A 23,073-nucleotide genomic window follows, 5' to 3' on the forward strand; every position below is an offset into this window, starting at 1 on the left:
GAACGGCGCGCGCGCGCATCCGCGCTATAGTCGCGGGCTCGCGCCATGGAGGAGACGTCTTCGCCGCTGCCAAAAGATCCGCGCGCTCGGCGCCTCGAGGTCGCGACGCTCGTGGCGCGGCCGCTGCTTGGGCTCCTCGCCTTGGGGGCTCTCGTGGCGCTGCTCGGCCGCACCTTTCGCGGAGAGCTCACGGCGCTGAGTCACTGGGTCGTCGACACGTTTGGCTACGCCGGAATCGCCGCCGGGACCGTCATCGCCGACGGCCTCCAGTTCCCCATCGGTCCGCAGGCGTACATGCTCGCCACGATCGCCGCCGGGTGGCCGGCTCCGCCAGTCCTCTTGGTCGTGAGCTTGAGTTCCATCGCTGGCGGTCACCTGGGCATGTTCATCGCGCGGGCGCTCTCACGAACGCGGTTCGTGCGGCGCATGACGGAGCGTGGTCCGCTCCCGGCGCTCATCGAGAAGCACGGCACGTGGGCCTTCACACTCGCGGGCATCTTGCCGGTGCCCTTTTCGATCCTCTGCTACACGTGCGGCGTCTTCCGCTGTCGCTACCGGACGTTCGCCGTCGTGTGCCTCATTCGCATCCCGAAGCTGATGGTCTTTTACGCGATCATTCGCGCCGGCTGGGGCTCGTAGGGTGCCGTTGTCGCCGTGAGTGGCTCGCCGCCGTAGTCACAGCTGCTCGAGGTAAGAGACGAGCTCGCGAACGGCCTCGCTGGACAAGCCCTCGTCGCCGTGGCGTCCACCACCACACCGGGCGGAGAAGCGCTCGAGGAGCGTCGTGGCGCAGCCGTTGTGGAGATAGGGAGGGCGCGCCGCGAGGCCGATGAGCGATGGCACCTGAAAGACGCCGCCGGTGCCGACGTCGGCGTTGGCGTTGTTGGTGAAGCGCGGCCCCGCGTGGCAGGACGCGCACCGCGCGCGGAAGGTCTCCTCGCCGCGCTGACGTTCGACGTCGACGGCACGGGTGACGGGGCTTGAACTCTTCTCACCCTCGAGCGTGAAGAGCCAGCCGCGAAGCGCGTCGGTCTGCGCCTCGACCAGCGGGGGCCCCGCCATGCGCGTGACAAAGATGCTGTCGACGAGGGCCCGAACGTCGGCGAGATCGCCGTCCCAATGGTACGGCGCCGTGCCCTCAAGGGTTCCGCGCAAGGACGGCGTTCGACGCACGCCGTGAGGAAAGCTCCATACGCGACCATCATCGGTGCCATCGGGGTGGCACGACGCACACGCGATCATCCCGCCGGAATTGGCGTGAAAGATGGCGTGCCCCGTGTCGAAGCGGCTCGTCGTGGAGAGCGTGATGACCTTGTCGACGGTGCGATAGCGATTCACGACGTGGAGTGCCGCGGGCTCACGCGTCTGCACATACAGTCTCCCATCGGCGCCAAAGGCAACGGCCGTGGCTTGCCCAACGATGGCAGGAGCCTGAAAGGGCGGGTCGCAGGGTGCAACGTCGAGCGCGTCGCGGGCTTTGAGGTGGAGCACCTGGGGCAGGCCCAGCGTGTGCGCGTTTCCCGCAGCGGCGACCGCGATCTCCCCTTGCCAGACAGCGACGTCGACCGGCAGAACCGCCCCGCGCAGCAGCACTTTCCCACGACCGCGAATCGAGAGGACCGTGGCCGTCGTGCCAACGGGTCCCTGCGAGCAGGGTGGCGTTGCGGTGTAGTACGCGGGCACCGGAGACGCCGCGGGTTGGGCGATGACCTCCTGGGCGACGCCAACCTCGAGGTCGCAATCGACGCAACCCGGGTTCGTCGGGTCGGGCGCCACGACCGTCCTCCACAAGACGGCTGCACCGGGGACCGTTGGCTTCGCGCCCGCAGCGCGACCGCGCGCTACCTCGAACGACTCGGCACTGCGAAAGCGAGTCGCCCTTAGGCTCGCGCCCAGCCGAAAGACGTCTCGCAGGTCGCGTGGCATCGGAAGGCGTTCGAGGACTGCGCCCTCGGGTGCAAGCGTGACGAGCTCGCCCGATGCGCAGGCCACCCGTACAACGTCGAGGGTCTCGTCGAAGTGGATGCCACGAGGCGCGCTGCAGACGGTGTGCAACGACATTTCGCCGGTCTGGCGCGCCACTTGGGCGATCTGGCCGCTCCCGCGCAGGACCACGTAGACGCTCTCGCTCGAAATGGTGACTCGCCCCGGCTCGGAACGCTCAGGCAACCTGACGGTCCGCACCAACGCTTGTGCCTCGATGTCCACAAAGTAGACCTGATCGCGATCGGGATCCGCGGCCACCGCGAGGCGTCCGTCGCTCGATAGCGACAACGTGCCGCCGGAGATGGGCGGCGGCGGCACGGCCGCGATCACGGTCTCGCCAAAGTTCGGCTTCATGCCGCCCTGGAGCCCCACGCCGCTCGGCCCCACGGGTGCCGCTTGCGAGTTCTGCGAGGCTGCTAGGTGCGTTGGGTGGGAAACGTCGAGGCACGACGCCACGAGTGCAAGCAAGCCAGGTGCTAAGAGCGCGGCCGTGACAACCTTCATGGGTAGCTCCTCCAAACGTGCGGTTCGAGAAGCAAGTGGTCCGCGACCTTCGCGGCGGGTCAGAAATGGCTTAGCGACAGCTACCCGCGTACGGGCGCCAGAAGCCATCGCGACACTCGAAGGCCAGCGGTCTCTCGAAGAGGCACGTCCCGTAGTCGCACACGACGCCGAGCATGCAGCTCGTTCTCGGCGATGGGGGCCGTCCAGGGCACCACGACCGATCCTAATTCAAACATTGCCAAAGAAGTCTCGATGGCCCTGCGTCGGTTGCCGGTTGAGACGCGTCGGATGCGGCGTCGCTTCGCGGACCGGCATCGACCGCGCGACCCAGGCCGCCGCAGCCGCAGACGCGCCCATCGCGCGCGCAGAGGGCTCCCGGCGCGTTGCACTCGGCGCCGGGGCCCAACGCGAAGGCGCTCTCGGGACAGACGCTCGCACACGCGGCATCGCCGCGCTGGACTTTCCAGCGCCTTTCGACATCGCAGACAGCCCGGTCGTTGCACTGGTCGTCGACGTTGGTGCCGAATACGCACCGCGCGCCTATGTACGGGCAAGACTCGCCCTGGGCGACCGCTTGGCATTCGTCATCGGCGGGTCGCTCGACATCCTCTTGGAGAACGAGAACACTCGCGTCGTTTACCTCGCGCGTCTCGCGTGCTGGCGCATCCCACGACTCGAAGGTCCAGCCGCAGGCAGCGACGCCAAGGGCGAGGCACGCCGTGAGTCTGCTCGGGTTCAAGGACAACCACCGCCACGGACGCGCCAGACGTTGGCGAAGCACTCCATCGTCACGCCGCCCTTCCAAAGACACGCCCCGTAGTCGCACGTCACGGCGGGCCCCTCGCACCACTGCCCCTGGTGCGGCCTTTCCGCGGGGCATCCGGGCTGCGTGTTGGCGGCGAGGCAGAGCCATCGCCGCCCGTCCGGGACTCCGCGAAAAGCCCCTGTCGTGCACGCGCAGGTTCCGCCCGCCACGGGGCACTGAAGCTCCGCGTCGGCGGCCGGAGCCGTTGCGCCATCGGCGAGCGGGAGCTCACAAGGACTACCTTCAAGCTCAACGAGGCGCGCCCTGTCCGGACACCGGTGAAGGACGCAGACCGGACGAGTCTCCGTACCCCACACACCAGCGCGGCACGTCATGCGCTCCGTGCATTGAACGTCCGGACTTTCACCGTATTCGCACCCGTCCGTAGAGTGGTCGCAGGCGGTGTTCTCCACAGGACGCGCCTTCGGGCACGGCCACGGCCGCGCCGGCTCCGCTTCCGTTAGGAGAGGGGCTTCAGTCTTGTTGGAGGACGCCGGCATGGGGACGTCGGTGGTGGCTACGGAATGGCTGCAGGCGCCGAGACCGCAGTGCATGAGCATGAGCGCAACCTGTTTGCCCCTCATGGCACGACCACCTCGAGCCGCAGGCCCATCGATGCGAGCAAGTGCCCTTGCTTGGCGTAGCGCAAACCTTCGCTCTCGATGGCGAGCAACCGGGAGCTGACCGCGATGAGACCGTCGGCGGCCGCTCGAACCGGGCCCGCGACGCGAACCGACAGCGAGCCTCCGGTGGCAAAGACGGGCGTCGCCGCGGTGTTTGCGGCACGGGCCCCTCCGCCACCTGGCAAGTCGAGTGTCGATTGGCCGCGCAGCCACATGGCACCGGTCCCCAGCGTGCCCCGCAAAGAGACCCGCGACCCAAAGCCGGTGGCCGGAATGGCAACACCCGCGAGGACCATCCCGAGCGACGCTTGGTCCTCCCTTGTGGCGCCTCGCGAACCCGTGATCGTCCCGCCATAGGATGGCGCGTAGTCGGCGCGGACAAAGGGCGCGACGATCTTGCCGACGCCCAGCTCCACGTTGGCCCCGAGACCAAGCTCGCTCCGAGTTCCCGCGAACCACGAGGGGCCGGCGTTTATGGCGACGTAACGAGACGGCGGGCTCCCGACCTGGATCGGTTGGTAACGCTCTTCCGTATGGATTGGCACCACCGCTTCCGCGGCGCCTAGCGCCGTCTCAGCAGCGATACGGTTGTCGCGACGATCGCGATCGCGGTCGATGATGGCGCGCACCAGCTCGGCGATCCGTGTGGAGGTCAGGTCGAGTTCGTGAGGGGCCTGCGTCGCCGGTGCGACCGGTACGCGTTCGACGTAGTCGTAGAGGGCATCGGTGTACCAGGTCGAAACCACGTCGCCGTCCATGCAGATGGCGGCGGTCGCATATTCCGTGAGCGCAAGCTCATCGATGGTGGCGACGTCGCAGTTGGCGACGGGCCCCACCGAGATAGCCTCCATTCGCAGCGCCGCTAGCTCACGCCCGAAACGCCACACGAGCGGATCGGACGCGTCTCCCGCGACGAGAACGCGAGGTCCGCCTTCGGCCTGGGCCAAGGGCGACCAAGCGCCGAGGACGACCGCAACAAGACCCGCCGAAATCCGGTGACGCAAGCTCACGGAGCCTCCCCATCGAGAACGCGCCTTGCGAGGCGCGCGTGTGGGCCTTCGGGATACGCGAGCAAGTACTTGGCCGCAGCGCGCAGGGCGCGGTCCGCATCCTTCGAGCGGAAGCGCGCCTCGAGGAGGCGCCCCTGCGCCTCGCGTGTCAGACCGCCGCGGGGAGCCTCGTTTAGGTATCGGTCGAACCAATCACCGGCGGTGCGATAGTCAGCGTCGACGTCGAACGCCATGCGACCGAGCTCGAAGGCGGCAAGCGCCGCGGGCGCGGAGGCTGGGAATCGACCGCGCAAGTCTGTGAAGCGTTCGCGGGCCGCCACGAAGTCGCCGCTGTAGCGGGCATCGTTGGCCAACTTCAGAAGCGAGTCCGCATCGGCGGTGCCGCGCGCTCGTTCGATCCTAGGCAGCTCGGCCTTGTCGGGCTTCGTCGGCGCCACCGTGCGGCGCTCCGCAGGCGATAGTGCGGTGGGCGCAGGCGGGGGTGTTTCTTTGGGCAGAGCCGCCGACGGCGGCACCTCGGCGACGACCACGGGCGCGCAGGAAACGCGGAGCGTCTCTCCCGCGGCAACGCGGCGAGCCTCACCGAGGCGGCATCCGCTGACTTCGACGGCCCCCTCAACGAGCGTCACGACCATCGCCTGCGATGAGGCGTCCCAGTCGAGCGCGAACCGCGTCCCAGTCACGCGCACTTCGAAGGGCCCGGCGTTTATCGTCCAACGGGTGTCGCTCCGGTGAATGACGTGCGCCTCGATGCGACCGTGTTCGAGCACGACGCGAGCGCCATCGGAGCGCAGCTCGGCGACGCGAACCTGAGCGCTGTCGAGCACGCGAAGCGACGTGCCATCCGAGAAGGTCAAGGGAACGGGGGCGGCGCTGGCGGCGATGAAGTCGCCCTCGTGCCCCGTGACGAGGCTGGCGTGGAACGTCAGCGGCCGAACGGACGCGAACTGAAGCGAGACCAGCACGGTGAAGGCGACGAGCGCTGCGGCGGCGACCACCGCCAAGCGTGGCCGGAAGCGTTCAACGCGCAGCGCGTCGCGCGGCAAGTCGCCGCGGAGAATGCGCGCGCGCACCCGCTCGGCGGCGCCAAAGGCTTCGCGGGCGCTCTCCAATGAGGCACTCGCGCGAGCGCCCAAGGCGCGGAGCTGCGCAGGCTCCTTGGCGGATCGGTCGCGGTTCACGAGGCCGGCCATCTTCCCCCCTCGCTAAGCCACTCCCGCAGGGCTGGGACGCGACGCGCGCGCGACAGAAAGTGTTCTTCGGCGGCCTTGAGGCGACGCTTCGCGGTCGACAGTGAGAGATCACACGCCACAGCGATCTCCGCCATCTCCATGCCTTCGATGAACCGGAGGCTGAAGAGGACGCGCTCCTCCTCCTTCATGTTTCCGAGGACCACGTACGTCTCGCGCGTCGCCTCGTGAACCTCCTCCGAGAATTGAGCGCGCTGCGGCGGCTCGGGCACCTCGGCCACAAAGGACAGCCAGCGGCGGCGCGTCTTCTTTCGAATCCACTCGCGCGCGGTCAAGACCGCGATGCCCGTAAGCCAGCTCTTGAGGCGCGAGGGATCGTCGATCTTGTCGACGCCGGCGAAGGCGCGGAGGAAGACCTCGTGGAGCAGATCTTCCACCTCGGGTTCGGGACCCAATACGCCCCACAAGACCTTCTCCACCGACGCTGAGTACCGATCGAAGAAGGTCGCCCGCGCGTGGTCGTCGCCACGGCGGAGTGCAGCCGCAAGTTCTGCGTCGGGCACCGCCCGACTGGGCAGCGGCACCACGACGGACGGGACCAGAGCGTCCGCGGACGTGTTCTCTGACGAACGAAGCAGCACGACCCCCACCAGTGTCCGGACGTGCCGCGCACGGTCCACAATAGAAAAAGTCCCATTAGCTAGCACCAGGGGGCCGGCCGGCAACCGCACGCAACCCTTTGATCTCAAAAGATGCGCACATTGGCGCCACACCCGGCCAGGGCCGTGACTGGCGGCTCGGGCGATTGGCCGCGTAGGATCGGGAAGCTTGTCCGGGCCCCAGCGTAGGTGGGGCGGACAGGATGACGCCGCCTCCCGCCGCCAAGGGGTTCTCTTTGACGCTCGTTCCGTGTCCCTATTGCTCCGGCCAGCATCCGGAGGACGCACGAACGTGCGAGCGAACTGGCGGGGTCTTGCCCTCGATGCCGCGGGTGCGCGCGCCTTCGCTGCCGTCGATTCCGCGGCCCCCCCCGTTGCGTCGGGCCACGCCGACCCCCTCGAAACTGACTGAGTCCGCCCGAAACGCGCAGAGCGCAGCGCCTGAGTCCGGCAGCGCGCCTCCACAAGGGCAACGGCGCCCTTCGATCCCGCCGCCGTCGTCGTCGTCGCGAGGATCGACACCACCGCCGCAAGCGGGCAAGGCGGGCTCGACGCCGATTCCTCGTCGCCCCTCGGCGCCAGCGGGGCCGATGGGTCGCAACGCGCCACCGGTGATGCAGAAGCTCCGTGTCATCGACGGCAAGTACAACGTCCGCGGCACCATCGGCTCGGGCGGAATGGGCGTCGTCCTTGAGGCCGAACATACGGGCTTGAGTCGCATCGTCGCCATCAAGATTCTTCACCCGCACCTCGCCGGCGACGAGGTCCAGACGAAGCGCTTCATGCGCGAGGCGCGCACCGCGGGCATGACAGGCCATCGCAACGTGTGCACCGTCTTCGATGCGGGCTTCCTCGAAGACGGCCGTCCCTACCTCGTGATGGAGCGCCTCTACGGTCAGTCGCTCGCGAACCGCATCACTGACGGCCGCCCCATCTCGACCGATGTCGCCGTCGAGATCACCTGCCAGGCTCTCTCCGCGCTCGGCGCCGTGCATCGCGCCGGCGTCGTGCACCGCGACGTCAAACCTGACAACGTCTTCCTCGTCGAGCAGCCGGAACGCCCCGGCGAGGTCTACGTGAAGGTTCTCGACTTCGGCACATCCAAGCCCATGAGCGGGCCCGAGCGCGACCTCACCGGCACGGGCATCGCCATCGGCACCGCCTATTACATGTCGCCCGAGCAGGCTCGCGGCGAACGCGATCTCGACGGACGCGTCGACGTCTACGCGTGCGGCGTCATGCTCTACGAGATGCTCTCGGGCCAACGGCCGTTCGTCGGCTCCTCGGAGCACGGCGTGCTGCTCAAGATCCTCGCCGGCTCCACGATCCCCCTTCGCACGGCTGCGCCGAACGTCTCGCCCGAGCTCGAAGCCATCGTCGCCAAGGCGATGGCGCGCGAGCGCGAGGACCGATACCAGTCGACGGAGGAGCTGGCGGAAGCGCTCGACACCTTGCGCGGCCAGAGGGCTGCGCCCTCGACGCCACGCGACGATCGGCCGCAGCCGCCGGCGGCGCCGCTCCCCGCGTCAGTGCGCGTGCCCGCGGCGCGCAGCACGCCGCCGTCGGAGCCGACGATCCCGCTGGCGAGTCACGAGGCGCACGCGATCTCGCAGACGCTCATCGAGCAGATGCCTGGCTCCGCTCCGTCGGGCGAGACGACGAGCGCCCGGCCCGCGAATACGCCTCCGAGTGCGCCGCCGCGTTCTGCCAAACCAACGTCCGAGACGGCGCCTACGCGATTGCTCTCGCCGCTCGACGACACGAGCGAAACGACACGCGTGGTTCCTCCGCGAGGACGCTCTTAGTATCTCGAACCTGTCGATTTCAGAGTGTCCGAGTACCATTGTTGTAGCCTGCCTCCCATGATCGACATTCATCGCGCGCCCGAGCATCGAGGCGCTCCCCATGGAGATTGAGAGCTGCTCCACCTGCGGCGGCGATGGCCGCATCATGAACGCCTTTGGCTCCTACACGTCGTGCCCCTCCTGCCGCGGTTCGGGTCGGCGCGCTCCCGATGAACCGACGTTTCGCGACGTCACCAAGACGAAGCCCTCGCATCACGCGGCGGCGCGTCAGGCGGCGGCTGTGGGCAAGCCCAAGTGGCCCAGCACCGGGGAGGGCGACAAGCTCGCCAAGCAAGTGCAAGAGAGCACGCTCTGCACCGCCGAGGTAAAGACGCGCTTGATCCAAGAGATCATCGACTACGAGGCGAGCCACGGCAACTGCACGCAGACCTTCATCAAGAAGATTCGCAAACAGGTGGTGCCGAGAGCGACGTAGGGCTCCGCGAACGGTCGAACCCGTTAAGACCGGGGCACGAGCACGGGCACGTTCACGGGAAGCGGGAGGCCTGCAAGGATTCGCGAGATGGTCGTATTCTCGGCGACCCATGACGTCGTCGGCAAAAAGGCACGCCGCGCTCGTGCGCGAGATCGACGCGCACAACTACCGCTACTACGTCCTCGACGATCCGAGCGTGAGCGACGCTGCCTTCGACGCGCTCCTCAAGGAGCTCCGGGCCCTCGAGGCGAAACATCCGGAGCTCGTCACCGGCGACTCGCCGACTCAGCGCGTTGGCGGCAAGGCACGCGAAGCTGCCAGCAAGGTCCACCACGAGCACCGCATGTTCTCCCTCGACAACGCCTACTCGGCGGAGGACATGGGCGAGTTTGCGCGGCGCGTCTTGGAAGGTCTGCCTGACGGCGCCGACGTGACCTTCGTTGTCGAGCCGAAGCTCGACGGCGGGAGCCTCGAGGTGATCTTCGAAGGCGGCCGGCTGACGCAAGCGAGCACGCGCGGCGATGGCGAGTGGGGCGAAGACATCACGGTGAACGCGCGAACCTTGCGTGGCCTTCCCCATCGCATCACCCACCAGGGGAAGCTCACGCTGCGCGGCGAGGTGGTGCTCTACCGGCGCGATCTCGACGCCATCAACAAGGACCGCGAAGCGGAGGGACTCGAGCCCTTCTCGAACCCCCGCAATGCCGCCGCCGGCTCGGTGCGCATGCTCGATCCGAACGAAGTCGCGCGGCGCCCCTTGCGGGTCATCTTCTATCAATTGGTGGAGGGTCCGTCGCTCCACGAGTCGCACAGCGAGAGCCTGCGCTGGTTTGTTGAATAGGGGCTTCCGACCCACCGCCGCGAGGTCACGGGGCCCTGGGACGGCGTTCTTTCCGCCATCGCCGCCATCGATGGCGCTCGCCGCGACTATCCCTTCGAGACCGACGGCGCCGTCGTGAAGGTCGATCGCTATCGGCAGCAGGACATCCTCGGCTTCACGTCGAAATTTCCCAAGTGGGCCGTCGCGTACAAGTTCGCCGCCGAGCAAGCCCAGACGCGCGTGCTCGACATCCTCGTGCAAGTGGGACGCACCGGCGCCCTCACGCCGGTCGCCGTGCTCGAGCCCACGGAGCTCGCCGGAACCACCGTCTCGCGAGCCTCGCTCCACAACGCGAACCAGATCGCCGAGCTCGACGTGCGCATTGGTGATCGCGTCACCATCGAAAAGGCGGGCGAGATCATTCCGCAGGTGGTCTCCGTCGACGCGGCGGCGCGCACCGGCGAGGAGCGGCCCTTTGAAATGCCCGCCGCGTGCCCCGACTGCGGCACGCCCGTGATCTCGCGGCAACGCGACGAGGCTCGCCCCGAGCTCGGCGTGGAGTCGACGCTCCGCTGCCCCAATCGCACGTGCCCAGCGCAGCTCAAGAACCAGATTCACTACTTCGCACGTCGCTTCGCCATGGACATCGACCGACTTGGCGTCGTGCTTGTAGAGCAACTCGTCGACGCGAAGCTCGTCCGCGACGTCGCTGACCTCTACGCGCTCACCACTGCGAGCATCGCCGCTCTTGATCGCATGGGCGAGAAGAGTGCCACCAACGTCATCGAGTCGATCGAACGCTCACGCGTCCGCACGCTCGACCGACTGCTCTGCGGCCTCGGCATTCCGCAAATAGGACAGGTCGCGGCGAAACAACTGGCCGCGGAAATCGGTAGCCTCACGGCGCTGCTCGCGGCCAGCCAAGAGGAGCTTCGGGAGCGCTTCTCGTCGATCCACGGCTTCGGCCCCAAGATGGTCGACAGCATCCTCGAATATTTGGGTGACGACGGCTCGCGGGCGCTGCTCCACAAGTTGGCCGACGCCGGCGTCGGCCGACCGATGCCCAAGGCCGAGCCCGCGCCGGAGGGCCCGCTGACCGGCTCCGCGCTCTGCGTCACGGGCGTTCTCTCGCGCAAGCGCGAGGATGTTCATGCGGACATCAAGAACGCCGGCGGGACGATTCACGACTCCGTGAAGAAGGGCACGACGTACCTGGTGGCCGGCGAGAAGACCGGCAAGACGAAGCTCGACCAGGCCAAGAAATTTGGCACCCGCGTCGTCACGGAGGCGGAGTTGGCGCTCCTGCTCGCGGGCGCGACGCTGCCCTGACGCCTCCGTCAACGCCATGAGGCGCCGTGCCCCTCGGCTCTTTGCGATAGACTGCTAGGCGCGATGCGCCGGGTGCGGCCACCTCTCTCAATGCTCGCGTTGCTCGTCGCCTCGAGCCTCGCCTCGACGGCGCGTGCCCAGACGCCAGACAAGAGAGAGGCCGAGGCGCTCTTCGTCGAAGGCCGCAAGGCCATCGCCGCGCAAGACTTCGTGACGGCGCGGGCCAAGCTCGAGGCGAGCCAGAAGCTCTATGGCGGCTCCGGGACGCTCATCAACCTCGCGTACTGTTACGAGCGTCTCGGATACTTGTCGCTGGCGCACCGGACGTACGTGAGCGCGCTCAAGCTCACGGAGAAGCTGGGGCAACGCGATCGCGCCCAAAGCGCTCGCGATCGGTTGGCGGAGCTCGGAAAGCGCATCGCGCTGGTCACCTTCGCGGCACCCGCGGAGGCAGCCGTGAGCGTCGACGGAGAGAGCGTCGCGACCAACGAGAGCGTGGCCATCGAGCCCGGCAAGCACCTCGTGCGGGCGAAGTCGCCGAGCGGTGCGACGTGGCAGGGAACGCTCGCGGCCGAGGCGGGCACGGCGTTCTCGTTCCCGGTCCCCATCGCCGCATCGCCGGCCGCAGCGACCGTGCCGCCCCGCGGCGCGTCACCGTCGGCACCGACGGGTGCCGTCACCGATGACGCGGAAGAAGAGAAGGAGACGCAAAGGGCGCCGTTCCGCATCACGCAGCGCACCGTCGGCGTTGCCGCCATGGGCGTCGGCGTCGTTTCCCTCGGCGCGTCGGCGTTCCTCGGCCTCAAGGCGAAATCGACCTACGACGATGCCAATGCACAGTGCAACGATCAAGTTTGCAACGCGGAGGGCATCAAGCTCACCGACAGCGCACTCTCCTCAGCGGCCTGGTCGACGGTCTTCTTCGGAGCGGGCGTCGTCGCGGCGGGGACCGGCGCGGTGCTCTTTTTCACGGCCAAGAGCGACGCGCCCCGCGTGACCCACGCGGGCCCGCGCTTGCGCGTGTCCACCGGCGCGCGGACGATGCTGCTCTTCGAGGGCTCGCTGTGAGGAGGGTCGCGGCCCTCGGCGCGCTCGCGTGCGGCTCCTGCAGCGTCGTCCTCGGCATCGAGGCACGGCCCCTCGGGGATCCCTTGGGCGAACGCCCCGACTCGGCATCCATCGGAGACGGGGCACCTTCAACCGCCGACGGAGCGGGTGATGCCCGCGACGCGCCGGTGCTCGAACCGCCGGGCTGCGAGCGCTCTCCGACGGCAGACCCCACGGTCGTCGACGAACGGTGCGGGGTCTTCGTGTCCTCGAGCGGCAGCGACACCAACGCCGGCACGCGTCAGGCGCCGCTCAAGACCCTCGCCGTCGCGATTCAGAAGGCCGTCGACCAGAAGGTGTACCGCGCCTTCCTATGCGGCGACGCCTTTGAGGAGCGCGTGACCATGTCCGGCGTCGGCGTCAGCCTCGTCGGCGGGTTCGAGTGCCTCGCCGGCTGGAGCGTCGCCGCACGGGTGCCGGTGATCCGCCCGCCGGACTCGGGGCCAGCGCTTCGCCTCGTCGGCCTCACCAACGCCATCACGCTCGAGTCGCTCGAGTTCGCGGCCAGAGACGCGACCGCCGCCGGTACCTCGAGCGTCGCGGCGTGGGTCTCCGACGCAGTCTCGGTGACCTTCGTGCGAAGCGCCTTGGCGGCCGGGTCCGGCGCGAGCGGCCAGAGCGGCGCCGCGGGCGCGCTCGGCACCGGCGGCGGGATGGGCGGCGCGGCCGGCGGAAACGGCACCGTGTTGGTGCCGGGGCCGACGGTCACGTGCAACTGCCTGCTCGACGGCGCGGACGCGGGCATCACGACAGGCGGCGCCGGCGGGCAGTTCTCGCCGAGCGTGGCCCCGGGCGCTGGCACACCCGCGCTCGACGGCGGCGCGGCGGGAACCAACAACGCGGCGCTCGCTGCCTGTACCGGTGGCGGAAAGGGTGCCGACGGTATCGCGGGCGCAACCTCGCCGGCGCCGACCGCGCTCGGCGCGCTGCTCGAGACGGGCTGGTCCCCGGCGAGCGGCGGCGACGGCACCGCCGGCTCGCTCGCTCAGGGCGGCGGCGGTGGTGGCGCATGGACCCTGGGCGGCGGTGGTGGTGGCGGTTGCGGAGGTTGCCCTTCGAGCGGTGGCAAGGGTGGTGGCGGCGGCGGCGGGAGCATCGCGCTCTTGTCGGTGCGTTCCGGCGTTAGCCTCGTCGACACAGCGCGCAGCACGAAGAGTGGCGGCGGCGGCGGCGCGGGCGGCGCGGCGCCGGCGGGCCAAGTGGGTGGTCCTGGCGCCGGCAACGCGTTTGGGTCTGGATGCAGCGGCGGCGCCGGAGGCACCGGTGGCAAGGGCGGCGACGGCGCAGGCGGCGCCGGCGGTATCTCGGTCGGCACCCTGTTTAGGGGCGCGGCGCCCGTCATCGACGTCGCGAGCCAAGGGAAGCTCACCTTGGGCGCGGGCGGCTCCGCCGGTGGCGGTTCCGTACCGGGCCCCGCTGGGCTCAGTCAGCCCACGCTGTCACTCTAGAGGCTCGCGGTCGACTGCGACTTGCGCGCCGCACACTCCGCGAAGACTCGCGGCTACCGAGCGACGCGGTACAGCGCGTTGTCGTCGACACGGGTAAAGTACACATAGGCGTCGTCGGCGGCGAAGACGTCGGTCGCCCCGTCGAACTCGGCGACCACATAGCTTGCTCCGTCGGTCTCACGATAAGCCATGAGCTTGGTGGGCCCCCCGCCGCACGGCTGCAGCGGATAGAGGGCCCCTTGGGCATCGGCGCGCAGCGAAGGCACCCAGCCGGCTCCCGAGTGAATGAGGCCTCCACCGGTGCCGAGCATCGCCTGACGCCACACGTCGAACGTCGTCGTTCCGCAGGTCACGGGGTTGGACCGTTGAAAGCGCACCCCGTAGAAGGCGTTCGGCGTCGCTGCGAACGCGCTTTCGTAGCCGTTGCTCGCCAAGATGGGCGCACGGAGCGTCGCCCCACCGCCGCCCTTCTTGACTTCGTAGACGTCGCCTTCGTAGAGGCCGAAGATCGAGCTCCCCGTGAGCGAAACCTCCACGAACGACCGACGCATCGGATCGCTCGCGAGCGTTGGGAACTCGACGGGAGCGGCGCCGGCATGGGCCTGAAGAAACGTGGCTCGCGGATATTCCGAGAGCTTGAAGGTCACGTGAGTCGCATCCACGTCGAAGGAGTCGACGGTGTCGAGCTCCCCGCCGACTCGCTCGTCGACGCCCGCGTCGGTGCCGCTCAAGGGTCGCCGCAAGAGCGGGCCCGCGCCGGACTTCCTTGGCAGGATGTAGACGAAGCCGCCACCAACCTTGAGTTCAAGCAGGTCGAAGTTGCGGACCGAAGGCCCAGGCACGACCGTCGGGACGGCGGCGCTTGGGGCCTTCGACATCTTGTAGAGCGGCGCTTGGTTTCCCGGAGCCGAATCGACGAAGACCAGCGACGCGCCGGCCACGGCGAGTGCGTGGGGTCGTTTGACGGTCGCAAGCTTCTCCGGCTCGCACACCCCCGAAACGCAGGCGGCGCCACCACAGTCGTGACCCGCCGCGCCGCAGTTCGCGGCGTTGTTGAGGGCGGGCGGCTTGGCGGAAGCGTCGGTGGGCTTCGCTCCACCGTCTTTCGGCTTCGCCCCAGCGTCCTTGTTCGTGAGCTGGGCTTCGGCAACCGCTTCGGCGCCGTCACCGGTCTCGGCATCAGCGCGCCCCGCGACGAACTCGGCGTGCGAACCACCGGCGCTACAGGCAGCCACCGTGGCGACGCCGCCAATCCAAGTCAGCAGAACTCTGCTCATGCTCTCTCCTCGACTACTCGTTGCGAAATTGCGCGGCGACCGAGCCAAAGTGGGCCCGCGCGCGGCGAAGACGCGATGCGACAGTGCCCGGCGGCACATCCAAGCGGACCGCGATGTGGGCCATGCTCATCTCTTCGATCTCGTGGAGGACGAAGACGGTTCGCAGCTCCGCGGGCATGTGCTGCAGGGTCTGGACGACGAGAACCCGCGCTCGCTCAAGCTCCAAGACCTGCTCTGGGTTCGGTGTCGCATCCACGGCATCGACGAGCTCCTCGCCGAGGTTCTCGCCGTGGCGCATCGCCTGACGGTGGGCCGACCACGCGACGCGACGTGCCACGCCAAAGAGAAATTGGCGCTCGCCCCCCTCCGGCACTTCGGCGAGGCGGCGCGCCATGACGATGGCGATCTGCTGAGCGGCGTCCTCCGCGGCGGCCCCCGTCACACCGAAGCGTCGCAGCGTGCGCGCAGTGTAGTCCGCGTGCTCGCGCAGCACACTCCGAAGGCGTGCGTCAGGCCGCGAGGACGCGACGGACGGGCAGCGACCCATGTGGGTCGCGCGCTCGTCTACGGCGCTGGCTGCTGCGATCGGCGGCAAAGGGCTCTCCTGGGAAACGGGTAGCAACGGGCGTGCGCGCGTGAAGCGCGAGGTCAAGCGACGTACGGCGGGGCGAGCGCCGCGCTTCACTTCTCATCGAGAGAGCGCAACTTGAGCAGGCGACCGCGGCGTGTGGCACGCGGCCGCACCGCTCCAGGTGCCTAGTTCCAGACGCAGCGGGTGCCGCAGCACCGGCCGATCTTGAGGCAGGAGCCAGTGCACGAGGCCTTGCAGTTCGAATAGCCGGTGGAGCCGCTGTAGACGCGGCCGCCCGACGTGCACTCGTAGGCCGTGTAGCACGCGACCTGCGCCTCGCTCGTGGACTCGACCTCGACCTTGACCTCGTCGTCGGTGGTCTCGGTCTCAGCCGTGGACCCGCAGGCGACGGAAGCGAGGGCGAAGAGCGCCGCGACGCTGGCAACGAACTTTTTCATGGAGACCTCCCATTTCGGCCACACCAGGCCGTTGTCTCCACGTACTTGCCCGCCCAAGACCGATCTGATCAGGGCAAAGAAACACGATCGTTTTTATCCGCCGCCGGATCGCGGAAGGCCTTTCCCGACGCCTCCCGAGGGGCTCAGGACGCCGCTTCGAAGTGCCACCTCAGCGAAGCGCCTCGGGACGTCATCGTTCTCGCGAAGGCCACACCCTCAACGGGCTCCCTTCGAGTGCCCGGCGCGTGGCGCGATGGTTCTCATGGTCGCCGGGTGGGGTCTTCTACGCGGCGAGCGCCGAAGAGGTTCCGAGCGATCGGCGGTCGCGGTGGCATGCGTCGCCGGTCGCGTCATCGCGCTGAAGCGCGGCCTCCTCGAGGTCGAACGTTCTTCGGGTAACCGGGCGACTGCTCCCTGCGAATTCGTCGCGCCTTTGGACCGCGAAACGCATCGACGACCGCGTCCCAGTCAGCAAGAGGCGCCTTCGCACTCTTTGTGATCGCGATATGCGCGCGAAGCCAAGCGTCAACAGAGGGCGCCAAGTTCACCACGCGGCCTTCCACGTTTAGCCACTCGAAAACTTCACCGCTTCGCGTGTCGACGCAAAGGAGATCGCCCTCACAGCAGAGGACAGGGACCCACGCAGCGTCCCACGATCCATCATCCAACATCCGGATTCGAACCCGCTCGAGCATCTTCTTCTGGGCAGCGGCGCGGGCCAGTGAAAGCCAACCGTAGTAACCCTCGATGGCTTCGTACGGATCCTTTGCTCCGTCGTGCCAAGCATAGAGTTCGCGAAGACCCTGCGGCAGCTTCAACCCAAACTTCTTCTCCGCCGCCCTCAACGCGGCGGGCGTGGCGCCCTTTCGAAGCCGACGCTCGAGTCCGGGACGCTTGTAGGCCCAGAGCCGCGAGAGTGCATCGAGTCGAGTCTTCGCCAGCCCCCTGTGCATGGTGAGAACTAGAGCAACTGAACCGCGTCGACGTCAACCGATGCGCGGACGGTTCGCGGGAGCGTCGAGCGAACGGCGTCGACGATGAACACCGACGACGGCTCGGATTTTGGGGTCCCGGTCACGAGCCCACTACCTCGATCGCTTCTTCGTTCCGTCGATGCCCTCGCGCATCGCGCGGGCGAGCTCGGAGGTCGTCGTCGAACGGACCGTCTCCTCGTCGAAGTCGAGCTCGAGGCTCCCCGAATGAGTAGGCGCCTCGGTGACGCGGCCGCGCGACGACTCGCCCTCGTGCACCCGCTCGCCCATCGCCGGGTCGTGGAGCGTCTCGTCCCAGAGCCCCGAGGCCGGCGGCGGAGCGACCACATCGCGACGTGACGACGTGGGATTGGGCAGCGAGCGCGACGAGATGTAGCTCGCTGCGTGATACGGCACGAGCGCCTCTTGGAGCGCAATCGCATCGGCGTATCGGTCGCCGCGCTCACGAGCCATGGCGCTCATGACGACGCTCTCGAGGCCCTCGGGTAGGTCGGGGCGGGTGACGCGGAGCGGCGTCGGGTCAGCGAACAGAATCGACCGGAGGAGGCCGTTGTAGTTTTGGCTCGCGAAGGGGCGCGTGCCGGCCAACGCTTCGTACATCACAACCCCACACGCGTAGAGGTCGGTACGCTGATCGAGATCGCGCTCGCCGCGCGCTTGCTCGGGCGACAAATAGAACGGTGTCCCCATGACCATGCCGGCCATCGTGAGATCGGTCACTGCGTCGGGAGCCGGGTTCATCTCCTTGGCAACGCCGAAGTCGAGGAGCTTCGCCAAAGGCCCAACGCCAACGCGCGTGTTGAGGAAGATGTTCTCGGGCTTGATGTCGCGGTGCAGGATCCCCTTCTGGTGAGCGGCGTGGAGGCCCGAGAGGACTTGCAACATGATGTCCACGAGGTCGGTCGCGTCGACGCGCTCCCGTGCGATGCGATCGGCGAGCGTTTCGCCCACGAGTCGCTCCATCACGAGAAACGGACTGCCGTCGCCCAGCTCGCCGATGTCGTAGACCTCGCAGATGTTCGGGTGCCCAATGGTGCCGGCGGCGCGCGCTTCGTTCTGAAAGCGCTGCACGGCGACGCGCCGCTTGGCCTGCGTCGGATGGAGCACCTTGATGGCGACGGCGCGGCCTAGGGCGAGGTGTTCGGCCTCGAAGACCGTGCCCATGCCGCCTTCGCCGAGGATCGAGCGGACGCGGTAGCGACCGCCGAGCGTCGTGCCGATGAGCGCGCGGACCGACGGAGCCGCCTCGTCGGGTTCGAGCGGCGGAACGGACGGGGCGCGCGCGCCGGGAGCCGGAGGAGGGGGAACGGATCCTCGCGGTCTCGGCGGCGTGGGCAGCGGCGGCACGGAAGGAACGCGTCGCTCGTGCTGCGGCGTGGGCGGCGGCCGGGAGCGGCTCGACGCGGGCCTGCCAACGGCAGATGCGAGCGTGTGCCCTGTGCGTGGACAAACGGTCGTCGACGCTTCGTGCAGTGCGCCGCAGTGAGGACAGCCAATCAGCGCCACGGACTCCTCGTTGGCACGCGCACCGCCCGGTGGCGAACCGAGGTCACGAGCCTATCACCGTTCCTCGCCTGCTCTTCTTTGGTGCGTTGGCTTCCTCATCACGACCGCCGGGCGCGAGCCTTCGAGCCTGTGCCATCGTTGTGCCAGGACCGGGCGTCGCCGTCCCCTTCGAGACCACACGCGCAGGCAATCCGAGGCTTTTCAAAGGTTCCCGCAGGCGAGGTGCGATGGCCTGTCCGTTGCTTCGGTGGATCCCATGGACGTTCAAGAGATCGCTATTGCGAACCCCTGCGGGAAGAGCTGGCGCGAGATGACCCCCGCCGCTGGGGGTCGCTTTTGCGGGGACTGCCGCAAGGTCGTGCGCGATCTGTCGTCTCTCAACGAAGCGGAAGCGCGAGCCCTTCTCCACGATAGGGGCGGCGACTTGTGCGTGCGCTACGTCTATGACGCGCGCGGACACGTGGTCTTTCGTCAGCAGGCTCGGCTGCTCGCGCCGTCGATGTTGCACCGGGCGAAGCGCGCGCCGGCGATAGCGCTGGCGATGCTCCCGGCGCTTGCTGGATGCGCCCTGACCAATGGAAGTGACGCAAGGAACTCCGAGGCGATGGGCGGTATGCCCTGGATCGAGTCGCCGCAACCACTCGAGCGGCAGAGCGACGTCGACAGCGGGCGAGGAGCCGCCGACGCCGCAACTGCGAGGGATGCCGGTCCGACGACGACGGGTGACGCCGCGCCGCTCGACGCACCGGAAGCGGAAGACGGCGGCTCGCCGCAAGGGGACGCGGGGGCCGACGCGAGCAACCTGTAGTCTCGCTTTGGTCATCGCAGTCGCTTGCCGCGTGCGCGGCGGCGTTTCGTGCCGACGAACTCACGCGCGTCTAGGGTTGCCCGGAAAAGCCGCCGGCTGCGCCACCCAGCGGCGACACCGACGGGCACGCCCACGTCCAGCACCGCCGTGGGTCTTGCGGCTTCGACACCAGTGAACGAATCGTTCACTTCACGATTTGTCCGTGCTTCGGGGTCGTGGAACACCTCGCGCGCAGTGCTGTGCCCTGGGAGTTCACAACGAGCAGGCTGGCACCTCGGTTGCGATGTTCGTTTCGCGGCGCCGCGATGGATCGCCGCGAAGGAGTGTCAATCATGGCGATGCGAGTCCCGACGCTCGATCTCGAGGCCCTCGACGCAGTGCACGGCGGCGCGAGGGTCGTTCGGATGTTTCCGAACGGTGGTTCGATTGAAGTCCTGCCGGCACCCAACGGTCAGCCTATCAGCCTGGACGGGCAGACGGTGGTGCCGGGAAACAGTCCGCTCGCGGTGCCGACGACGACGGAGCGACACGACGACGGGAGCACGTCCCAGGTCGATCGCAACGGCATCATTCGCTCGACCACAGAGTCGCTCTCGCGAGATCAGGCGAGCTTCGAGACGACGCTGCCGGGCATCCGCTCTCCCCAGGAGGTGCGAAACTTCGCGGACCAACGTGCGCAAGAGATCATGCGCACCGACCCAAGCATCAACACCGTCGACGCGAGCATCACCCACACGCTCAGCCTCGATGAAAACGGCCAGGAAAAGCTGAACACGGAGCGCTCGACCATCAATCCCGAACAGCCGAAGGAAGACACGACGCCGCCGGCAGACACGGGGCCGCCCGCAGGAGACGCGACCTCCGATAGGGCAGACTCCTTGTCGGCGCAGGGTTCGGCGAATCTCGATGGCGCCCGCCGCGACGAGAGCCTCTCAAACGGGGCGTCGACCGCCACGACCAACGACGCGCAAGCGGTCGGCGGTGCCTTCGGCAACGAGGGCAACGCCAACGCCTTCAGCGGCGTCAACCAAGACGGCCAGGGCTTCGGCGACCTCTCCAACAGCGGCGGCTTCGAAGGTGGCTTCAGCGGCCTCAACGAGGGCAACGGCAACGCCAACGCCTTCAGCGGCGTCAACCAAGACGGCCAAGGCTTCGGCGACCTCTCCAACGGCGGCGGCTTCGAAGGTGGCTTCAGCGGCCTCAACGAGGGTGACGGCAACGCCAACGCCTTCAGCGGCGTCAACCAAGACGGCCAGGGCGTCGGCGACCTCTCCAACAGCTGCGGCTTCGAAGGTGGCTTCAGCGGCCTCAACGAGGGTGACGGCAACGCCAACGCCTTCAGCGGCGTCAACCAAGACGGCCAGGGCTTCGGCGACCTCTCCAACAGCGGCGGCTTCGAAGGTGGCTTCAGCGGCCTCAACGAGGGTGACGGCAACGCCAACGCCTTCAGCGGCGTCAACCAAGACGGTCAGGGCTTCGGCGACCTCTCCAACAGCGGCGGCTTCGAAGGTGGCTTCAGCGGCCTCAACGAGGGTGGCGGCGGCGGTGGCGAGAACGTCGAATCGAGCGCGGCGTCGCCCGAGGAGTGATCCACGGCTCGGATGCGGCCAGGCGGCCTTTCGCGAAGGCCGGGCCAGACGTGAGCAACCTCTAGAGCGGCCGGGGCGCTCCGGTGAGGCTCGCGCCCGTAGCAGCGACTGACCGAGTGCGGATCCGTGTGTGCCGCCCACTACCGGGCGCCGCTCACCGACACGCTGCACGGCCTTCGTCGCGTCCGTGCAGCTCGTAGTGGTGACGACCGCTGACGAAGGCACCGCTCTGAATCGCGCTCGCGACGTCGGGGTTGTGCGCTCGGTAGTAGGACTCTTGGAAGCACTCGCTCGAGGCGCGCTCGAGCCGCCCGAAGAAGCGAAGAGCAGCGCCGTACTCGGGTGAGTTGTGAAAGACGGGCGTGCGCGAGATACCGCACGAGATCGACACATCGCCGATTGCGCTCCGTACCGTCGAGAGGTCAAGCCCATCGATCCAGCCGTTTGACGTGCTGAAGTTGTGGTTACCCTGCCCTGCCACGCGACGCCCGTTCGGCAGCGTCGATACGACCGCGTCGCCACTCGAAGGCAACGTCCCGAAGCGCCCCGTCCACGACGCTTGCGCAGTCCACTTGACGACGCGGCTCGGGGCTCCGCTGTGGATGGGGCTCGCAGGGGTCACGCTCACCTCGAAGCTCGCTCCGTCTTGCGCGACGCAGCGAAAGGCGCCACCGCTGAGGGCGTCCTTGAGCGGCGCTACCATCGGATCGTCGACCAAGACGAGCGCGGCCTCGCTCTCGCCGTCCTCATCTTCGCGGTCGGGCGACGCGCCGCAACCGGCAAGGATCAGAGTGCTCGCTCCTAGGAAACCAACGCAACGTGCAACCATGACAGACGCCTCCGTGACGTCGCGGGCGACGTCGTTGGTCTGGAGCAAAGGTCGTACCTGCACGCCCATGCGTCATTTGCCCGCGTCGGCCGTGAGCGACGGCAATGCGCTTCCAGTCGAGACGACGACGCCGGCAATTGCTTTCCGCTCCCGGGCGTGGCGCCGCGTAAAGCTCCGCTGTGAGGCGCGCCCGTGGGCGCGACGATTCGCAAAGGGGCCCGCATGGAACTTCACACAACTTAAGGGGCAATTTTGCGGGCCGCGCGCATCCTAAGGCTCATGAAGATGCCTTCTCTCCGCTCCTCGTTGACCACGTTGGCCTTCCCCCTTTTCGTGCTCGCCTCGGGCTGCAGCGCCGGCGCGTCGACCTCGGCGCCGCCGGTCGGCGCGACGCAGCAGCCCATCGCCACGCAGGAGGCGGGACCGCTCCGCGCCGTAGGCCTCGCGCTCGGTGACGTCCCCCTTGGCGCCGATCAGCGCACACGCATCCAGGACCTCTTCAAACAAGCCGAGACCCGTCATCAAGCGGTGCGCACGGAGACGGCGAACCTAAAGAAGGACCTGATGCTCTCCTTGGCCGATCAGGTCGAGCGCGGCGCCATCGACAAGGCCGCCCTCGCGCCCAAGGTCGAGACGGCGATGAACGCCTTCAAGAAGGTGCGCGGCGAAGACATGGCGGCCCTCGCCGAGCTTCACAAGACGCTCACGCCGGATCAGCGCAAAGCCTTCGTCGACGCCTTCGAACCGAAGATGATGCACAAGGCCATGGAAGGCCATCCGATGAAGGAGCGCCTCGGCAAGTGGCGCGAGCTCGAGCTCACGAGCGACCAAAAGGACAAGCTCAAGGAGGCCTTCAAGGCCCAGGTCGGCGGCGAGCACCCCATGAAGGCGTTCCGTGAGCACCGCGGCCACGCGAAACGCGCCCTCGAATCGTTCAAGAACGACACCTTCAACGCGAACGAGGTCATGCCCGACCGCACCGCCGAGTGGCTCCCTCGGATGCTCAAGTTCGTCGAAACGGCGACGCCGATCTTGACGCCGGAGCAGCGGACCAAGGCCGCGGCGATGCTCCGCGAGCGCGCCAAGAGCGACGGCCCCGGCGTTCACTGAACAACGCTGCTGGAGGCTCGCGAGCCGGCGATCGGGACCAGGTCCCGGTTTCCGGCTCGTTTCCGTTTTGCGGGCCTGGCCGGGGCCCGCTTTTGGCCGCAAGCTCCCTGGGTAGAACTGCGGGGGGTGGGTAGAACTGCGGGGCCGATCGGGCTATACGAAGCGCGCCCGC

21 protein-coding genes are annotated in these 23,073 nt (G+C 68.2%); 10 read left to right on the forward strand and 11 right to left on the reverse strand.

Features of this window, described 5'->3' with window-relative positions:
- The first annotated feature begins 45 nt into the window (after nucleotides 1–45).
- Entirely contained in the window at nucleotides 46–639 is a 594-nt protein-coding gene (locus IPG50_27045) for a VTT domain-containing protein (protein ID MBK6695832.1), read from the forward strand.
- 36 nt (nucleotides 640–675) lie between these two features.
- Here the strand turns inward: IPG50_27045 and IPG50_27050 are convergent, their stop codons facing one another.
- The 5 genes from IPG50_27050 to IPG50_27070 form a co-directional block, all read right to left on the reverse strand.
- Nucleotides 676–2,490: a cytochrome-c peroxidase gene (locus tag IPG50_27050; protein ID MBK6695833.1), complete on the reverse strand. Its 1,815-nt coding sequence runs from the start codon at nucleotides 2,488–2,490 to the stop codon at nucleotides 676–678.
- Nucleotides 2,491–2,713: 223 nt separating this feature from the next.
- Entirely contained in the window at nucleotides 2,714–3,229 is a 516-nt protein-coding gene (locus IPG50_27055; protein MBK6695834.1) for a hypothetical protein, read from the reverse strand.
- Nucleotides 3,230–3,875: 646 nt separating this feature from the next.
- A complete protein-coding gene (locus IPG50_27060; GenBank protein ID MBK6695835.1) occupies nucleotides 3,876–4,928 on the reverse strand; it encodes a hypothetical protein in 1,053 nt (350 codons plus the stop codon).
- On the reverse strand, nucleotides 4,925–6,109 hold the full coding sequence (locus tag IPG50_27065) for a FecR domain-containing protein (protein ID MBK6695836.1): 1,185 nt from the start codon (nucleotides 6,107–6,109) through the stop codon (nucleotides 4,925–4,927). The genes IPG50_27060 and IPG50_27065 overlap by 4 nt, the downstream gene beginning before the upstream one ends.
- Nucleotides 6,106–6,705 (reverse strand): sigma-70 family RNA polymerase sigma factor, encoded by a 600-nt coding sequence (locus tag IPG50_27070; protein ID MBK6695837.1) that lies wholly within the window; start codon nucleotides 6,703–6,705, stop codon nucleotides 6,106–6,108. The genes IPG50_27065 and IPG50_27070 overlap by 4 nt, the downstream gene beginning before the upstream one ends.
- Before the next feature lie 662 nt (nucleotides 6,706–7,367).
- Here IPG50_27070 and IPG50_27075 point away from each other — a divergent pair.
- From IPG50_27075 to IPG50_27100, 6 genes are all read left to right on the forward strand, one after another.
- On the forward strand, nucleotides 7,368–8,582 hold the full coding sequence (locus IPG50_27075; GenBank protein ID MBK6695838.1) for a serine/threonine protein kinase: 1,215 nt from the start codon (nucleotides 7,368–7,370) through the stop codon (nucleotides 8,580–8,582).
- A 100-nt stretch (nucleotides 8,583–8,682) separates the two neighbouring features.
- Complete coding sequence (locus tag IPG50_27080) at nucleotides 8,683–9,057, forward strand: molecular chaperone DnaJ (GenBank protein MBK6695839.1); 375 nt, start codon at nucleotides 8,683–8,685, stop codon at nucleotides 9,055–9,057.
- A 109-nt stretch (nucleotides 9,058–9,166) separates the two neighbouring features.
- On the forward strand, nucleotides 9,167–9,898 hold the full coding sequence (locus IPG50_27085) for a hypothetical protein (protein ID MBK6695840.1): 732 nt from the start codon (nucleotides 9,167–9,169) through the stop codon (nucleotides 9,896–9,898).
- A 57-nt stretch (nucleotides 9,899–9,955) separates the two neighbouring features.
- On the forward strand, nucleotides 9,956–11,206 hold the full coding sequence (gene ligA, locus IPG50_27090; protein MBK6695841.1) for an NAD-dependent DNA ligase LigA: 1,251 nt from the start codon (nucleotides 9,956–9,958) through the stop codon (nucleotides 11,204–11,206).
- A 90-nt stretch (nucleotides 11,207–11,296) separates the two neighbouring features.
- Nucleotides 11,297–12,274 (forward strand): hypothetical protein, encoded by a 978-nt coding sequence (locus tag IPG50_27095; GenBank protein ID MBK6695842.1) that lies wholly within the window; start codon nucleotides 11,297–11,299, stop codon nucleotides 12,272–12,274.
- Nucleotides 12,271–13,761 carry a hypothetical protein gene (locus IPG50_27100; protein MBK6695843.1) on the forward strand — a complete coding sequence of 497 codons (1,491 nt, stop codon included), beginning with the start codon at nucleotides 12,271–12,273 and terminating at the stop codon, nucleotides 13,759–13,761. The genes IPG50_27095 and IPG50_27100 overlap by 4 nt, the downstream gene beginning before the upstream one ends.
- A 53-nt stretch (nucleotides 13,762–13,814) precedes the next feature.
- Here IPG50_27100 and IPG50_27105 read toward each other — a convergent pair whose 3' ends face one another.
- From IPG50_27105 to IPG50_27125, 5 genes are all read right to left on the reverse strand, one after another.
- The gene (locus IPG50_27105; protein MBK6695844.1) at nucleotides 13,815–15,038 is read right to left on the reverse strand and encodes a hypothetical protein; all 1,224 of its coding nucleotides are present in this window, start codon (nucleotides 15,036–15,038) and stop codon (nucleotides 13,815–13,817) included.
- A 13-nt stretch (nucleotides 15,039–15,051) separates the two neighbouring features.
- Nucleotides 15,052–15,633 carry a sigma-70 family RNA polymerase sigma factor gene (locus tag IPG50_27110; protein ID MBK6695845.1) on the reverse strand — a complete coding sequence of 194 codons (582 nt, stop codon included), beginning with the start codon at nucleotides 15,631–15,633 and terminating at the stop codon, nucleotides 15,052–15,054.
- Between the two features lie 161 nt (nucleotides 15,634–15,794).
- A complete protein-coding gene (locus IPG50_27115; protein MBK6695846.1) occupies nucleotides 15,795–16,067 on the reverse strand; it encodes a hypothetical protein in 273 nt (90 codons plus the stop codon).
- Nucleotides 16,068–16,417: 350 nt separating this feature from the next.
- On the reverse strand, nucleotides 16,418–17,020 hold the full coding sequence (locus tag IPG50_27120) for an SMI1/KNR4 family protein (GenBank protein MBK6695847.1): 603 nt from the start codon (nucleotides 17,018–17,020) through the stop codon (nucleotides 16,418–16,420).
- Between the two features lie 132 nt (nucleotides 17,021–17,152).
- Nucleotides 17,153–18,406, reverse strand: a complete 1,254-nt coding sequence (locus tag IPG50_27125) for a serine/threonine protein kinase (GenBank protein ID MBK6695848.1) — start codon at nucleotides 18,404–18,406, stop codon at nucleotides 17,153–17,155.
- Between the two features lie 415 nt (nucleotides 18,407–18,821).
- On the opposite strand from IPG50_27125, the gene IPG50_27130 reads away from it, so the two are divergent.
- Nucleotides 18,822–19,373, forward strand: coding sequence for a hypothetical protein (locus tag IPG50_27130; protein ID MBK6695849.1), 552 nt, complete (start codon nucleotides 18,822–18,824; stop codon nucleotides 19,371–19,373).
- 332 nt (nucleotides 19,374–19,705) lie between these two features.
- Entirely contained in the window at nucleotides 19,706–20,962 is a 1,257-nt protein-coding gene (locus IPG50_27135) for a hypothetical protein (GenBank protein ID MBK6695850.1), read from the forward strand.
- 154 nt (nucleotides 20,963–21,116) lie between these two features.
- Here IPG50_27135 and IPG50_27140 read toward each other — a convergent pair whose 3' ends face one another.
- A complete protein-coding gene (locus IPG50_27140) occupies nucleotides 21,117–21,854 on the reverse strand; it encodes a hypothetical protein (GenBank protein MBK6695851.1) in 738 nt (245 codons plus the stop codon).
- A 216-nt stretch (nucleotides 21,855–22,070) separates the two neighbouring features.
- Here IPG50_27140 and IPG50_27145 point away from each other — a divergent pair, with 216 nt between their 5' ends.
- Nucleotides 22,071–22,901 carry a Spy/CpxP family protein refolding chaperone gene (locus IPG50_27145; GenBank protein ID MBK6695852.1) on the forward strand — a complete coding sequence of 277 codons (831 nt, stop codon included), beginning with the start codon at nucleotides 22,071–22,073 and terminating at the stop codon, nucleotides 22,899–22,901.
- Nucleotides 22,902–23,073 lie beyond the last annotated feature (172 nt).

The organism is Myxococcales bacterium, from assembly GCA_016703425.1.
Lineage (GTDB): Bacteria > Myxococcota_A > Polyangia > Polyangiales > Polyangiaceae > JADJCA01.